Annotated in this window: 11 protein-coding genes and 1 pseudogene; 2 read left to right on the top strand and 10 right to left on the bottom strand. The window is 71.6% G+C overall.

Annotated features, from left to right (window positions below):
- Nucleotides 1–49 precede the first annotated feature (49 nt).
- The 3 genes from U5K29_09375 to U5K29_09365 form a co-directional block, all read right to left on the bottom strand.
- Nucleotides 50–2116 (bottom strand): ATP-dependent DNA helicase UvrD2, encoded by a 2067-nt coding sequence (locus tag U5K29_09375; protein ID MDZ7678751.1) that lies wholly within the window; start codon nucleotides 2114–2116, stop codon nucleotides 50–52.
- A 95-nt stretch (nucleotides 2117–2211) separates the two neighbouring features.
- Nucleotides 2212–2493, bottom strand: coding sequence for a hypothetical protein (locus U5K29_09370; GenBank protein ID MDZ7678750.1), 282 nt, complete (start codon nucleotides 2491–2493; stop codon nucleotides 2212–2214).
- 146 nt (nucleotides 2494–2639) lie between these two features.
- A complete protein-coding gene (locus U5K29_09365; GenBank protein MDZ7678749.1) occupies nucleotides 2640–3929 on the bottom strand; it encodes an HNH endonuclease in 1290 nt (429 codons plus the stop codon).
- Nucleotides 3930–4041: 112 nt separating this feature from the next.
- Here U5K29_09365 and U5K29_09360 point away from each other — a divergent pair, with 112 nt between their 5' ends.
- Together U5K29_09360 and U5K29_09355 are read left to right on the top strand one after the other, a co-directional pair.
- Nucleotides 4042–4284: a helix-turn-helix domain-containing protein gene (locus U5K29_09360; GenBank protein ID MDZ7678748.1), complete on the top strand. Its 243-nt coding sequence runs from the start codon at nucleotides 4042–4044 to the stop codon at nucleotides 4282–4284.
- Nucleotides 4281–4781, top strand: coding sequence for an SRPBCC family protein (locus tag U5K29_09355; GenBank protein MDZ7678747.1), 501 nt, complete (start codon nucleotides 4281–4283; stop codon nucleotides 4779–4781). The genes U5K29_09360 and U5K29_09355 overlap by 4 nt, the downstream gene beginning before the upstream one ends.
- A 47-nt stretch (nucleotides 4782–4828) precedes the next feature.
- Here the strand turns inward: U5K29_09355 and U5K29_09350 are convergent.
- From U5K29_09350 to U5K29_09320, 7 genes and pseudogenes are all read right to left on the bottom strand, one after another.
- Nucleotides 4829–5188 (bottom strand): annotated as a pseudogene (locus U5K29_09350) (SDR family NAD(P)-dependent oxidoreductase).
- Nucleotides 5189–5214: 26 nt separating this feature from the next.
- Nucleotides 5215–5676, bottom strand: coding sequence for a hypothetical protein (locus U5K29_09345; protein ID MDZ7678746.1), 462 nt, complete (start codon nucleotides 5674–5676; stop codon nucleotides 5215–5217).
- Between the two features lie 132 nt (nucleotides 5677–5808).
- A complete protein-coding gene (locus U5K29_09340; GenBank protein ID MDZ7678745.1) occupies nucleotides 5809–7023 on the bottom strand; it encodes a DUF2399 domain-containing protein in 1215 nt (404 codons plus the stop codon).
- Nucleotides 7020–8216 carry a TIGR02678 family protein gene (locus U5K29_09335; protein MDZ7678744.1) on the bottom strand — a complete coding sequence of 399 codons (1197 nt, stop codon included), beginning with the start codon at nucleotides 8214–8216 and terminating at the stop codon, nucleotides 7020–7022. Before U5K29_09335 ends, U5K29_09340 begins: the two co-directional genes overlap by 4 nt.
- Nucleotides 8206–9741 (bottom strand): TIGR02677 family protein, encoded by a 1536-nt coding sequence (locus tag U5K29_09330; GenBank protein MDZ7678743.1) that lies wholly within the window; start codon nucleotides 9739–9741, stop codon nucleotides 8206–8208. Before U5K29_09330 ends, U5K29_09335 begins: the two co-directional genes overlap by 11 nt.
- Nucleotides 9738–13832, bottom strand: coding sequence for a TIGR02680 family protein (locus U5K29_09325; GenBank protein ID MDZ7678742.1), 4095 nt, complete (start codon nucleotides 13830–13832; stop codon nucleotides 9738–9740). Before U5K29_09325 ends, U5K29_09330 begins: the two co-directional genes overlap by 4 nt.
- A gap of 54 nt (nucleotides 13833–13886) precedes the next feature.
- Nucleotides 13887–14411, bottom strand: a complete 525-nt coding sequence (locus U5K29_09320; GenBank protein MDZ7678741.1) for a hypothetical protein — start codon at nucleotides 14409–14411, stop codon at nucleotides 13887–13889.
- Between the last annotated feature and the right edge of the window lie 75 nt (nucleotides 14412–14486).

Genomic DNA, 14486 nt, shown 5'->3' with positions numbered 1-14486 from the left:
GAGTGGGCCCTGGTCAGGGCAGTGGCCGTGGTCTGGGGTGGTGCCGTGGTCAGGGGTGGTCGGCCAGCACCGAGAGCACGTCGTGGCCGTGGCGCTCGGCCTTGACGGGACCGATGCCGGGCAGCGACAGCAGCTCACGGGGGCTGCTCGGGCGGGAGTGGGCGATCGCGGCGAGCGTGGCGTCGTTGAAGATCACATAGGCGGGGACGTTGGCCGCCCGGGCCTTGGTGGAACGCCACGACCGGAGGGCCTCGAACACGGCGGCGTCGTCGGAGTCGAGGTCGGCTGCCGGCGTCCGGGCCCGCCCTCGTGCTTTGGCGGCGCGTGGCGGGTTGGCGGCGGCCAGCTTGGCTCGTTCGGCCCGGATGAACGAGCTCCAGTCGACCGGTGTGCTGTCGGCGCCCTGGGTGGCCGCGAGGGCGAGGGCATCGAGGTAGGGCGACGGCTCGCGCGATCTGGTGCGCTGACCGAAGACCCGCTGCTGGGCCCAGGTGCAGACCAGCTCGTGTTCGGCGCGGGTGACCGCCACGTAGAACAGCCGGCGCTCTTCGGCCATGGCGGCGTCGGTGCGGGCGTGGCCGATCGGGACCAGCCCCTGTTCGATCCCGGCGACGTGCACGACGGGCCACTCGAGTCCTTTGGCCGCGTGGAACGTGGTGATGTCGACCGCGTCGCGGTCGGGTTGGTCGGAGCCGACGGTGGTGCGCAGCCACTCGATGAACGCCGACGCCGTGGGCGTGGGGTCGATGCGCTGGTAGTCGTCGGCCAGCCGCAGCAGCATCTCGAGATTCGCCCGGCGCTGGGCCACCGCGTCGGAGGTGTCGCCGTCGGCAGCGCCGCGGCCGGCACCGGGTGGTTCGCTGTTCGGGTCGTCGGCCGGGTCGGTGTCGTCGATGGTGGCGGCAAGGTCGGCGGCTGCGGCGGCGAACGGTCCGTGATGGCGTCGGATGCCGGCCAGGGCGGTCTTGACCTCGGCCTGGTCGAGCAGCGCGGTGCCACCGCGGACGCGATGGGGGATGCCTGCGGCCCGCAGCGATTCGGCGATGAGGACGCCCTGGGCGTTGGTGCGGACCAGCACCGCCTGGGACGACCATCGGGCGCCGGGTCGGTGCCGGTCACGGATGGCCCGGGCGACGGCGGTGGCTTCGTCGGCGTCGGTGGCGTGGCGGCTCACCACCGGGAGCGGACCTGCGGGCCGGTTGGCCCGCAGCGGTGAGGATCGTGGTCGGGAGGGGGCGAGCACCGCGTTGGCCGCCGCGAGGATCTGGGGGCTCGACCGGTAGTTGTCGGCCAGCTCGACCTGCTCGCTGTGGGGGAACCATCGTTCGAACTCGGACAGGTACCGTGCGTCGGCTCCGTTCCAGGCGTAGATCGCCTGGTTGGGGTCGCCCACCACGCAGAGGTCGTCGCGGTCGCCGAGCCAGGCACGCATGAGGTCGAACTGGAGCTGGTTGACGTCCTGGAACTCGTCGACGAACAGGTGGCGGAACCGCCAGCGTTGCGCGGCGGCGAACTCGCGGTCGTTGGTGAGGTCGCGGATGGCGAGCCGGAGCAGGTCGTCGAAGTCGACCATGCGGCGATCGCGCTTGGTCTGCTCGTAGCGGGCGTAGCAGTCGGCCACGACGAGGGGGTCGATCGGGGGTGTGCGGGCGGCCCGAGCGGCACCGTCGACGTAGGCGTCGGGGGCGATGCGGCGGGCCTTGGCCCACTCGATCTCGCCGACGATGTCGATGGGTTGCACGTGCTTGGGCACCAGGCGGGCGACGAAGCCGACCTTGCGGTCGAGCAGCTTCGGGGGCGTGATGGCCTTGTCGGCCCAGCGGGAGCGAAGCTGGGCGTAGGCCACCGAGTGGAACGTCCCGGCGGCGACGGCGTCGCGAAGCCCCAGCGCCCGCAGCCGTGAGTTGAGCTCGCCCGCGGCCTTGCGGGTGAAGGTGAGCGCGAGGACGTGGCGGGGGTCGGCACTGCCGGTGAGCACCCGGTGACCGATGCGGCGGGTGAGCACCCTGGTCTTGCCGGAGCCGGCGCCGGCGAGGATGCACAGCGGGGCGGCGTCGCTCGTGACGGCGGCGCGCTGGGCCGCGTTGAGGTCGTCGAGGAGCTGCTCGGGGTTCACGGGCACACACTACCGACGGGTGCCGACAGCCGAGCTCTCGCTGACGGAGCCATTGCACGGGAGCCTGGCCACGGGGTCGGCCCCGCCGCTCGGGGTCATGTGGGTTCGTCGTCGACCACCGGGTCGGGGGAGTCGATGAACGCCCGGGCTTCGGCGAGCTGGGCCTGGCGGACATAGACCTTGCCGTTGGTCAGCGAGCGGGAGACGGGGTTCGTCGCCTCGCTGTAGCTGGCGTCGATGCCGTTGGCGCGCAGGCTCTCGACGAGCAGGCCCGCCTCGAAGATCGGCACCATGGCCAGAAAGGCGAGCGAGTCGGGGTCCGGTTGAGGCGCGGACCCTCGTTCCAGCTGCCGGTAGAACCACGCCCTCACGCCCATGGGGGTGACGGTAGTGGCCGGACCACAGCACCGCTCGCCGAGCGCGGCACGGCAGCGACGAGCGGTGCGTCTCGTGGCCCGACCCGGGGGTATTCGGTTGTCAAGCTGCGGGTGGGAAGTGGGGGGAAGTGTGTGGTGGGCCGAGGTCAGATGGGGACGGCTGATTGCTCGGCGGCGAGGATGGTTCCGTCGGGTGAGATCCATTGGTAGCTGCCGGGGTTTCCCCGTAGTTCGTAGCCTTCGTCGGTGCGTTGTCGGTGGTGGAAGCTGCAGAGGGGACGCAGGTTGTCGTAGCTGGTGGGACCGCCCTGGTGGTACTCCCATTCGTGGTCGATCTCGAGGAACCGCGTGTTGTCGCAGGTGGCGACCCCGCAGGTGAGGTCGTTGGCGGCGAGTACGGCGAGGCGGAGGTCGTCTTTGAGGGAGCGGGTGATGGTGGCGAGTGCGGTGATGTCGCGGCCTTTGGTGACGATGGCTTTGATGATGGGGTCGTCGTCGAGGAGGCGGTGCACCACCGACACCGGCACGGGGCCGACGCCGGGGATCTGGCAGGTCTCGCCGGCGACGGGTGCGCCGGTGAGGAAGGTGGTGTGGGGAACGGTGATGACGATGGCGTGTCGGGTCGATGAGCTGCGTCGGCGTCGGCGCGTGCGCCGGCTGGCGCGGTTGTTGCCGGCTGCCTGGTCGTCGGCCCCGGGCTGGTCCTGGCTGTCGGCGCAGCCACACGAGGGTTCCTCGTCCATGGCGGCTTTGGCCATGGCCACGAGCGCGTCGGCCCGGTAGGCGTCGAAGGGTTCGCGGTCGCCGCGGCGGCGGGCCTCGTCGAAGATCTGGGTCTGGAAGTGATCGAGTGCCTTGTCGAGGTAGGCACCGTCGATGATCGGCAGCCGAACCGAGCTTCGCCAGATGCCGTCGCGGCCCACGTTGCTCGACATCGAGCGTTCGGCCTGGGCGCGACGGTGTTGTTCTTCGGCACCCTTGCCTTCGGCGAGGATCTCGACGCAGCGGGCCTTGAGTTGGCGACGGGTGGCGGTGGAGGCGAGCGTGACGAGCTCGGCCTCGGTGTCGGGGTGCTCGCCGGCTGCGGCAGCGATGTCGGCGGCCTGGTCGATCGTGAGCTCGCCATCGCGCAGGGCACGATCGACCAGTGCCAGATCGCCGAGCCGGTCGGTGACCGCGATGGCGTCGCGGATGCGTGCGTAGGTGGAGCGGGTGCGTGCTGCGAGGAAACCGATGGCGTCGCGCGCACCATGTCCTCGCCAGATGTCGCTGCGTTCGACCCGCGCCGCGGCGACCGCCTTGCCGGCGGCTGCGAGGCGCTCGATCCGGTCGAAGGCGTCGACCGCGTCGAGCGCGCCCTGATCGTCCAGGGACTCGGGATCGAGGAGCGCGACGACCGCCTGCAGCTCGGTTTCGGCGGTTCGGAGGGCGAACATGTGTTCGATGATATCGAGTGAATCAGAGCAATGCAAGGGCCTATCAAGCTTTTTCATCCACCGTCAGCGCCCCCGGTTCGAACTCCGGCCCAACAGTTAGGTAGTGACCTAAGTGTCGGTCGGTGCGACGCTGTCGACATGCCAGCGGTCGCCACCGAGCTCGTCGCACCTCGGCGTGCTCGAGCGCTGCGGTCTGGTCACCTCGCACAAGGCCGGCCGGGTCCGCACCTACCGGCTCCGTGCCGAGCCGCTGCGCCGGGCCGAGCACTGGCTCGACGCCCAGCGCGAGCTGTGGGAGCGGCGCCTCGACCAGTTCGACGACTACGTCCGCACCATGGAGGAGCACGATCGATGACCACGACCACCACCCCCACCCACACCTTCGACCCGGAGCTCGACCTGACCTTCACCCGCGAGGTCGACGTGGCACCCGGTCTGGTCTGGATGGCGTGGACCACGCCCGAGCATCTGATGCCGTGGTTCGCCCCGAAGCCCTACGAGACCATCGACTGCGAGATCGACCTGCGGCCCGGTGGCCGGTTCCGCACCGTGATGCGCTCACCCGAGGGTGAGGAGATGGGCGGCGGCGCCGGCTGCTACCTCGAGGTCATCGAGCACGAGCGGCTCACCTGGACTTCTGCCCTCGGCCCCGGGTTCCGCCCCAACCCCGTCGACGACCTGGCGTTCACCGCGGTGATCCAACTCGAGCCCACCGCCGACGGCGGCACCCGCTACACCGCGACCGCCATCCACCGCGACCCCGAGGGCTGTCGCCGCCACGCCGAGATGGGCTTCGAGGACGGCTGGGGCACCGCGCTCACCCAGCTCGTCGACCACGTCAAGACGCTGTAGGCACGGTCAGCGGGGGTTGATGCCCACGCCCCGCACAGCGCGCGGCGCATGAGGTTGATGTAGCCGAACACCTTGAGGTCCCACGCCCGGCGCCACCGCTCGTCGTCGATGTCGGTGATCGTGCCGCTGGGGATGGCACCGGCGTTGTTGACGAGGATGTCGGGGAGCGGGACCTCGTCCCACGATCGATCGATCTCGTCGGTGCGGGACAGGTCGGCGGCGATCGGTGGCACGCTCGCGCCGTGGTGGGAGCGGATCGACTCGGTGGCCGACTCCAATACCGAGGCGGAGCGGGCCACCATCCACACGTGGCACCCTTCACCGGCGAGCATGGCCGCGGCGGCACGGCCGATCCCCTTGGAGGCTCCGGTGATCAGGGCGGTCCGACCTTCGAGTCCCAGCTCCATGGTGGGCGAGCGTCCCGGGGTGGCCGTCAGAGGCCGGCGGTGATGCGGGCCATGACGGTGATGAGCGTGCCGAGGACGGCGATGGTGACGATGAGGTTGGTCCGCATGGTGCGGTGGAGCTCGGCGAGGATCAGGTTCTGGGAGGACTCGACCTTCAGGTCGATGGTCTCGGCCATGGTCTGGAAGCCGCCCCGCATCTCGGCGAGGACCTCTTCGAAGCGCCGGTCGACCTGCTCGAAGCGCCGGTCGACCTGCTCGAAGCGCCGGTCGACGTGCTCGAATCGGTGGTCGACCTCTTCGAACTTCCTGTCGATCGCGGCGAACTGGATGGCTGCGAGCTCGTTCTGGTGGTGCAGATCGGTCTTGGTGGTGACGTCTGCCCATCCGGCTGGGGGAAGGAACTCCATGAGGGTGTCCGCCTCGTCGGGTCCGATGGTGTCGATGAGTCGTCGGTAGAGCTGGTGTCGAGCGTGCTCGGTCGTCGCCATGGTGTCGCCTTCGTGTCCGACGGGTGTTGGGGAGCGATTGCTCCGAGTGGGCCGTCGGGGGCGGCGATGGGTGCCAGTGTACTGCGCTGCGGTGACAGGGATTCCCGGACCGGAGGCCAGAGCGGTAGACCGTCACTCCAGCTCGCTCACCGCCTGGTCGAGAAGGTCCGGGAGCAGGCGCTCCTCGTGGACCGCCCGCCTGAGCTCGGTGACCGCCGTCGACAGCGCAGGGTCCCAGGGCGTGGGCGGCGCGACTCCGATCGTCTCGGGTAGGTCTACCCCCGACCGTTCGGCGTCTCGCACCTGGGTCCGGTAGTGGGTGGCGGTCATGTGCCAGGGAGACACGCCGCCCTCGGCCAGGCGCGAACAGATCGCCAGGCCGGCCGGGTCGAAGTCGGCGTGGCAGTGGAGCGACCCGCCCGACCCGATGAGCTGGTGGACGAGGAGGGTCACCGTGGACGACGGTTGGCCGTTGGTGGCGAGCACCGCGAGGGGCAGCACCGATTGGGCGGCGGCTTCGACCAGGCGCGGGTTCTCGACGACGAGCACGGATGTGGAGAGTGCGGCCGTGACTGCGGGGAAGCGTTCGAGCGCGAAGCGCGTGAGGTGGACGGGCAGCCCGGCTTCGGTCGCCGCGCGCACCGTGGTGGCGAGCGGCGAATCGGCCAGGGGCAGGTTCCAGGTGAGCGCGGGCGCGGACGTGAGGTCGAGGTGAGCGCCTGCTGCCGTCCACAGCTCGCGGTCGTGCGCTGGGCCCGAACGTTTCACCAAGGCTCGGGTCGCGGCGGCTTCGAGCCTGGTGCCGGGATCGAGCGCGTGGGCCGATCCGCACACCTGTGCCGCCAGCTCGTTGCGGCTGAGGGGCCGGCCGCCGTGGTCGAGCGTGTCGAGGACGTCGCGCACCTGCCTGATGAGGGTCACGGCGGCCTCGGGGTCGAACCCCCGGAGCACACCAGCTCTGATCGTCTCGTCGATCCACTCCTCGGTCCAGGGCTCGGGCCACCGCACCGCCTCCGCTCGGGCGGCCTCCCGTGCGGCCCGCTGAAGCCGGTGCCGCTGCCGCTGCGCCTCGGGCGCGTCGGAGATTGGGTGGCCGAGGTGGGCCAGGGCATCGGCCAGGTCGGAGCCGACCCCGAGTCGGACGAGGGCCCCTTCGAGGACGCCGAGATCGACGGTGATTCCGGGCTGGCGGCCGAGCAGTCCCTTCAGCACGAGCCGACCCTGCGAGTCGAGGGTGGGCAGGCGAAGTCGACCCCGGTTGTGGGCGCCCCGACGCTCGAGGCGGTGGCGAACCGCCTGCCACAGCGGGGCGATGTGATCGTCGTGCAGCGAGACGGGGGCGCTCACCACATCGACTCCTGCTCGTGACCGGCGACGGCGGTGGGCGCGACGGGCAGGAACCGTGCGGCGGCGGGCAAGAGCCGGATGTCGGGTCGGCCCGCATCCTCGTCCTCATCCTCTTCCCCTGCGACGGCCACCTCGTCCTCGATGGCCACCTCGTCGGAGGCGACCTCCTCGGCCAGGCGCAGGTCGACCAGCAGCTCGACCGCGTCGCGGGCCAGGCGGTGGGGAGCCTCGCGGTAGGTCTTGGAGAAGTGCCGGTGCTCGGCGGTCAACCTCGCCACGATCGATTCCACCTGGTCCCAGCGATGGACCTCGCCGAGGTCGTCGCCCAACTCGGTGATCAGCAGCAGGGCGGCGTGGCCAAGCGTGCCGCCGGTGGGGAACGCCTGATCGGCGAGACGCCCGTCGGGGTCGATCGCTGCGACGCCCTCGGCGCGGGCTTCGAGCACCAACCCGAACATCTCGTCGAGCAGCCGGGCCTCTTCGGTCAGGCGGCGGCGCAGCTCGCTCCATTCGTCGTCGGTGAGGTCGCCGCGGTACATGACTGGGTCCTCGACCAGTCGACACCGCATCCACTGGCGTGCGTCGCCACGCCGTTCGGCCCGTTCGACCAGCTCGTCGTCGCGTTCGACACCGGCGAGCGCTGGCAGGGTCAGGAGGGCGATGCGATCGGGCCGCATCCGCAGCACCGCGTCGGCGTGCTCGTCGCTGGCATAGCCCTCGACCCCCTCGTGCAGCTCGTGGGCGAGTCCCAGGTCGATCATCCACTGCAGCACCACGACGACTGCCCGGCGGGTCGTGCTCCGGTCGTCGAGGGTGATCGCGGCGTCGACCGCGGCCAGCCTGATCTGGTCGACGAGGTCGCGCAGGCTGATGACCGCGGGGCCGGCGACGGTGGTGGCCAGGGTGAGGGCGAGGAGCGTGTACTCGAGCTGGTGGAACGCGCGGTCGGTGCGGGTGCGCAGCGGGCGCCGGTGGGGGATGACCCCGGACTTGAGCAGCCGTGCGGTGTCGGCATCGACGTGGAGCCGGTAGCCGAGGCGCTGGGTGAACCAGCGGTCGAGGTCGGCCTCGTTGCGGCGGATCAGCCGGAACAGGTCGGGGTCGTGCTCTTTGCAGGTGAGCGGCCGCTGCACAAGCCTGCGGGCGCAGAGCTGCAGGTCGAGCGGGGTCTGGGGGTCGCGGTCAGCCGGCACGGGCGTGGTCCGTTCCGGTGTCGAAGCGGGGTGCGAGCGCGACGGTGAGGTCGAGCAGGGCGAGGGTGCCGTCGGGGCACGACACTCGGGTGTTGCGCCCTGGGGTCCGCTCGATGTGACAGGTCAGGGGCCCGTCGTCGCGCCGGGCGCCGGTGGCGGCGGTGCCGAGACCGGTGAGGGTCCGGCCGACGATCTCCTGGAGTCGGGTGAGCGCGGCGACCGACACCGTGGACCCGTCGAGCTCGTCGAGGTCGAGGAGCTCGTGGTCGATGCGGGTGCGGGCGGCGCGCTCCTCGGCTCGGCGTTGGCGCAGCAGCGCCGTCTCCTGGGAGCGGTCGGGGACCGGGCTGGGGCGACCCCGGTTGGTGGTGTCGCCCCGGCGGCGGATCGACATCGGCACCTCGGCCGGCGGCGCGTCGGCCCAGGGGGTGGTGGTGGCGACCGGATCGCCGGCGTCGGCGGCGAGCACCCCGTAGTGATTGGTGGGTCCGATGCCGAACGCGGCGGCGGCGAGCCGTGGGAGCTGGTCCGGTTCGGCATCGCCGAAGAGCTGGGCGAGGCGGAGCAGATCGGCGCGGCGCGATGCGGCGGCGGCACCGGCGCGGGAGAGCCGGGTGAGGTTCAGGGTGAGCGTGCGCACGGCGGCGACGGCGTCGCGGGTGAGGGTCTCGATGCGCGACGGTCGACCCCCGGAACGGACGAACCACGAGCACAGGTGGTCCCAGTCGTCGAGGCGGCTGCCGGCCCGGTGACCGACCCGCACCTCGTCGGCGAACCCGGCTCGGTCGACGCGGCTAGCGAGCCCCTGTTCGGCCCGTTCGACGATGGTGGGGAACGAGGGCTCCAGCTCGATCAGGCGCCTGCTGATGGGGCGGGCGGTGCGCTCGATGTCGTCGAGGCGCTCTCCCACGTAGCCGACGAGCACCTCGGCGAAGAACCGGAGCTCGTCGGGGGAGAGGTCATAGCGGCTCTGCCACTGGTTGATGGCGGCGAAGAACTGGGTGATCTCGCTGGTGAAGGCCTGGTGGGGGTCGAAGACGGCGCCGACGAGGTCGGACAGCTCGGTCTCGTCGATCGTGGCCGGGTCGACCGCGGCCAGGCGGACGAGGGCGTCGAGGAGGGTGCGCAGCCGCCCGGTGGAGACGTCGGCCACCTCGTCGACGCGGGTGAGGATTCCCTCGACGACCTGGTGTACCTCTTGGCCGGCTCGGGTGATGAGGTAGCGGTTCCGCCGCCGGTAGTAGTCGGTCAGGCTGGTGGGGTTGCCGACCGAGGAGGACACGGCGAGGTTGCCCCACCGTCGGAGGCTCTCGAGCCGGTCGGCGACGACGTCCTCACCGAGAGGATGGCCGGCGTCGGCGAGGCGGCGGGCGACGTCGTCGGGGCTGAACTCGGTGAAGAACGTGTCGGCGAACACCGCCATGATCGCCCGGTAGTCGGCCCACTCGTCGCCGACCACGTAGCGGAACAGCGACCGGCCGGTGTCGGCTGGGGTATCGGCGGGGGAGGGTTCGTAGGTGCTCACGGGGTTCGTTCCCGGCCGTTCCAGCGCGAGTGCTCGAGCACGATGGTGGCCAGGTCGGCGTCGCGGATGACCTCGGTGATCGCCAGCTCGGGCACGGTGTCGTGGGTGCCCCACAGCCGTTCGCTGGTGGCGATGAAGTCGAGGTCGAGGTCGACGAGCAGGCCGAACAGCTTGGAGTGGTTGTCCTCGGACACCTTGGCGAAGGCGTCGTCGAGCAGCACGAAGCGGGGCGAGTCGGGGGCGCCGGTGGCGAGCCGGTCGTAGGACGCGGCGACGGCGGCGAAGAGGGGGAGGTAGGTGACGATCTTCTTCTCGCCCTCGGACAGGGTGCTGCGCCGGCTGAGCAGCTCGGTGGAGCGTCCCGGTCGGTGCAGTTCGACCGCCATGCGGTGCCAGTCGCGGTAGTCGAGCACCCCGGCGATGAGGTCGCGGTAGGGCAGGTCGGGCTCGTCGCGGCGGGCCTCCTCGATGCGAGCACCGAGGGCGTCGCTGAGCGCCTGGTCCTCGTCGGGGGTGCGCAGGTCGGGCAGCTTGGCGAGGAGGGCGACCATGGCGGCGAGGTCGGGGTCGAGGTCGTTGCGGCGGTGCCACCGGAGGCTGACGCCGATGCCGTGGGCGGTGGTGATCTCGGCCAGGCGCTGGTTCATGCGGTCGACCAACTCGCCGGCCGCGTGGAGCTTGTCGGCCACCTCCCGTGCGACGAGGCCCTGGAGGAGGTTGCGCAGCGCCTGTCGCTGCTTGGCGGTGAGCAGGCCCGAGAGCTGGGCGAGCTGCTCGTCGACGGCGAGGGCGGCGTCGTGGAGGGGCAGGTTGTCGGCGTAGGGGCCGGTGACCTGGATGTGGAGGGGAAGCTGATCGTCGGGCTGGCGAGCCTCGGCGTCCCACCCGGCGCCGAGGGTGTCGCGACGACGTCGCAGCGAGATGCGGACGCTCTCGGCGGTGGTGTCGGGCGCCTCGGGCGGCGCCACGATGGCCAGCATCGCCTCGGAGAGCTCGCGGGCACCTTCGGGACTGTCGTCGACGCTGGGGAGCCGCGCCGAGCCCCGGTCGCCGTGGTCGGGCTCGTGGTCGGGCTCGGTGGACGGGTCTTCGAGCGCTGGGGGCTCGGTGGACGGCTCGTCGAGGGCGGCGGGGACCAGGCCGGGGACGTCGAGGATGCGGTGCAGGTGGGGGAGCGCGTCGAGGCAGCGCTGCTCGGCGGCGACGCGGGCCCCCGTCGCGTGCTCGAACCGCTCGGCGGTGGCTCCGAGCGCGGTGCCGGCCTGGGATCGCTCATCGTCGACCGCAGCGAGCTGGGCTTCGGCGATCTCGAGGTCCTTGGTGCTCTGGTCGAGCGCGGCGAGGACCTCGTCGAGGTCGAGCCCGATGCTGTCCTCGAGCGTGGCCAGCCGGGTGGCGACCTCGTCACGACGGGCCCGGGCCGCCTGCTCCTGGCCGGTGACCTCCTCGAGCCGGATGGTGGTGCGCTCGCACTGGTCGGCGTGTTCGATCCAGCGCTCGACGACCCCGGTGAGTGTCTCGAGCTGGTCGAGGGCGTGTCCGACGTCGCGGCGGAGGGAGCCGATGTCGTCTCGGACCTCGTCCAGTTCGCGACCGGTGGACGGCAGCCCCAGGCGGGTGGCGTCGCGCTGGCGCCGGGCCACCGCATCGGCGAGACGGGCCTCGACCTGCACGGCGTGGGCCTCGGCCTCGTCGTGTTCGGCCATCGCGGCCTCGTCGTGGTGCTCGGCCGCGGCGTGGTGGGCGACTGCCCGCATGAGCGGCCCGTCGGAGGGGACGCGCTTGGCGAGGGCCTCGGCCTCCTCGAGGGCCGCGAGCTGGGAGGTGTGGCGGGCGGCGACGGTGTTGCGCTCGTCTCGGGCCGATGCCAGTTCGGCGGCTGCCGCCGCGCGCTGCTGCTCGAGTGCTTCGCGTCGGGCGGTGAGTCCGATGTGTTCGGCCCGTGGTTTGGTGTGGCGACCGTGGAGCGACCCCACCCGGAACTCGCCCGAGGTGGTGACCGCGGTGTGGCGGTCGCTGGCCAGGTCGATGGCGATCGAGCCGAGCAGCGCGCGGATGGCGTCGTCGGTGACCCCGTGGTGGTGTTCGGGTTGGTCGACGCGGAGCAGGTCGGCGAGCGACGGGCCGTCGTGGTGGCCGGTGGTCGTGGCCGCCAGGAGCTGCCCGTCGGCGAGCCGGAGGTGTCCGTCGGCCGACACCTCGGCCGCGAGCAGGCCCGACGCGTCGAGGGCGGCTTCGAGACCGGCGCGCTCGGCGTCGGTCAGGTGCTCGGCGAAGTCGACGAGCTCGCTCAGCGCGGCGGTGGCGCGCTGGGACTGCCAGGGCTGGGACGGCGGTGCCGGCAGGGTGGTGGCCGCCAGCTCGTCGACGGTCTGCTCGAGGTCGGCGACCACCTCGTCGTGGTGGGCGAGCTGTGATTCGGTGCGGGCGATGCGGTGCTGGTGGGCAGCGGCGGTGGTCTCGGCGGCCGCCCGGAGGGGCGCGGTCACCGATGCGTCGGCCGCGGCGAGCCCGGCGGGGTCGGCCATCAGGTCCGGGTCGATCGTGGCCTCGGCGAGGTCGTGGCGCCGCTGGTGGTCGCCGAGCCCGTCGAGCCAGTCGGTGGCGGCGGTGCGCCAGTCCTCGGCTGCGGTGTGCACCTCGGCCTCGGCCTGCTCGAGCGAGCGGCGAGCCTCGTCGGCGCGGGTGGTGGCGGCATCGCGGTCGCGCTCGGCGTCGGCCAGTTCGGCTTCGGCGTGATCGACCAGGGTGATGGCGGCCTGCATGGTGTCGACGTCGAGGATCCGCTTGGCGGCCGCGACCCTCAGGTCGACGAGCTGGGCCTTCGGCGCCGAGGTGTCGAGTGGCCCGGTCGGTCGGCGGGGCAAGGTGTCGTCGGGTGGCTCGTGGTCGAGGTGGGGAACTCCTGGGGGTCGGGCCGGGACGCCGCCCGTCGCGGCCAGGTCGGCGAGGAGGCTGAACGTGGAGCGGAGGCGCTCGGTCGCGTGGTCGGCCTCGTCGGCGGCTCGCTCGGTGGCGGTGCGGTCCTCTCCCAGCCGGGCCTGCCACCCGGCGACCTGGTCGACGGTGCCGGCCAGGGCCTCTTCGAGTCCCTTGAGGAGCTGGCGGAGATCGGTGAGCTCGGCGCCGGCCTTGTAGGCCTCGGAGCCCTTCAGCGAGTCGATCTCGATGCGGAGCCGGCTCGCCTCGGTGGTGAGGCGCTGCTTCTCGGCTTCGGCGTGGGTGAGGCGCTGCTCGGCCTGCTGGTGGGCCTCGCGGGCGCTCCGCTCGTGGCGGAGGAGCCGGTCGCGCTCAGCGACGACGTCGAGGGTGGTTTGGGCGGCCTGGTGCAGCTCGCGGCGGGCATAGGAGCGGTAGACGCCGGTGATGGCGGTCAGCGCTTCGTGGGTGCGGGCGAGGTCGGTGACCGTGCGGCGATGCTCGTCGAGGTCTTCGAGGGGCTGGGCCGCGTCGTCGAGGGCGGCCTCGGACAGCTGGGGGAGCGCGTCCTGGAGATAGGTGGGGAGGTCGTCGTCGAGCCGGTCGCCCACCCGGGGGTTGCGGACGATGCGGAGCAGGCGCAGGTGCTCGTCGAGCTCGGCTCCGCCGAAGAGCCGGTGGCGCAGGTCGTTGCGGTAGGCGGGCCGTTGGTCTTCGCGGTAGACGGTGCCGGGCTCGGCCGCGGTGCGCAGCGCCTCGACGCTGAGCGGCACCCGCCCCTCGACCAGGTGCAGGTCGATGCCGACGCGGCGGGGAGTGACGAACCACCAGGTGTTGACCCGGTCGGTGCCGCGGTTGGCCTTGATGCCGCACCCGAAGCAGAGGTGCTCGTCACCTTTGGCCAGCTCGAGCCACAGGTAGCCGATCGGTTGTTGGTCGTCGCGGCCCGACAGCATCCAGGATCGCAAGACGCCGGACTGCTCGCCGGCGGCGTCGATGCGCCGCACGTCGCCGTCGAGCAGGAAGGGCAGGAGCATGTTCATCGCGGTGGACTTGCCCGAGCCGTTGACCCCGCGCAGCAGTAGCCGGCCTCCGCCGAAGTGCAGGGTCTCGTCGCCGTACTGGTAGACGTTGAGGATCCCTGCCCGGTTGAGCTGCCACCGCTCGGTCATCGACCGGAGTCTAGAGACGGGGTGTGACGCCGGAGGCAACCGCGGCGGTGGCCCTCAGAGGCCGGCGGTGATGCCGGACATGACGGTGATGAGCGTGCCGAGCACGGCGATGGTGACGATGAGGTTGGTCCGCATGGTGCGGTGGAGCTCGGCGAGGATCAGGTTCTGGGAGGACTGGACCTTGAGATCGATCGTCTCGGCCATGGCCTGGAAGCCTCCCCGCATCTCGGCGAGGACCTCCTCGGACCGACGGTCGACCTGCTCGAAGCGGCGGTCGATGTCCTCGAATCTGCGGTCGACCTGTTCGAATCTGCGGTCGATCTCCTCGAACTTCCGGTCCACGATGTCGAACCGCCGGTCGACCTCTTCGAAGCGGCGGTCGACCGCTTCGAACTGGCGGTCGATCGCGGCGAACTGGATGGCGGCGAGTTCGTTCTGGTGGTGCAGGTCGCCCTTGGTGGTGACCTCTGCCCATCCGGATGGGGGAAGGAACTCCATGAGGGTGTCCGCCTCGTCGGGTCCGATGGTGTCGATGAGTCGCCGGTAGAGCTGGTGTCGAGCGTGTTCGGTCGTCGCCATGGTGTCGCCTCCTTGTCCGACGGGTGTTCGGGAGCGGTCGCTCCAAGAGGGCCGTCGGGGGCGGCGATGGGTGCC

Source organism: Acidimicrobiales bacterium, from assembly GCA_034521975.1.
Taxonomy (GTDB): domain Bacteria; phylum Actinomycetota; class Acidimicrobiia; order Acidimicrobiales; family SKKL01; genus SKKL01.
Note: the sequence above shows the minus strand (reverse complement) of the source record. Positions and strands in the feature narration are given on the sequence as shown.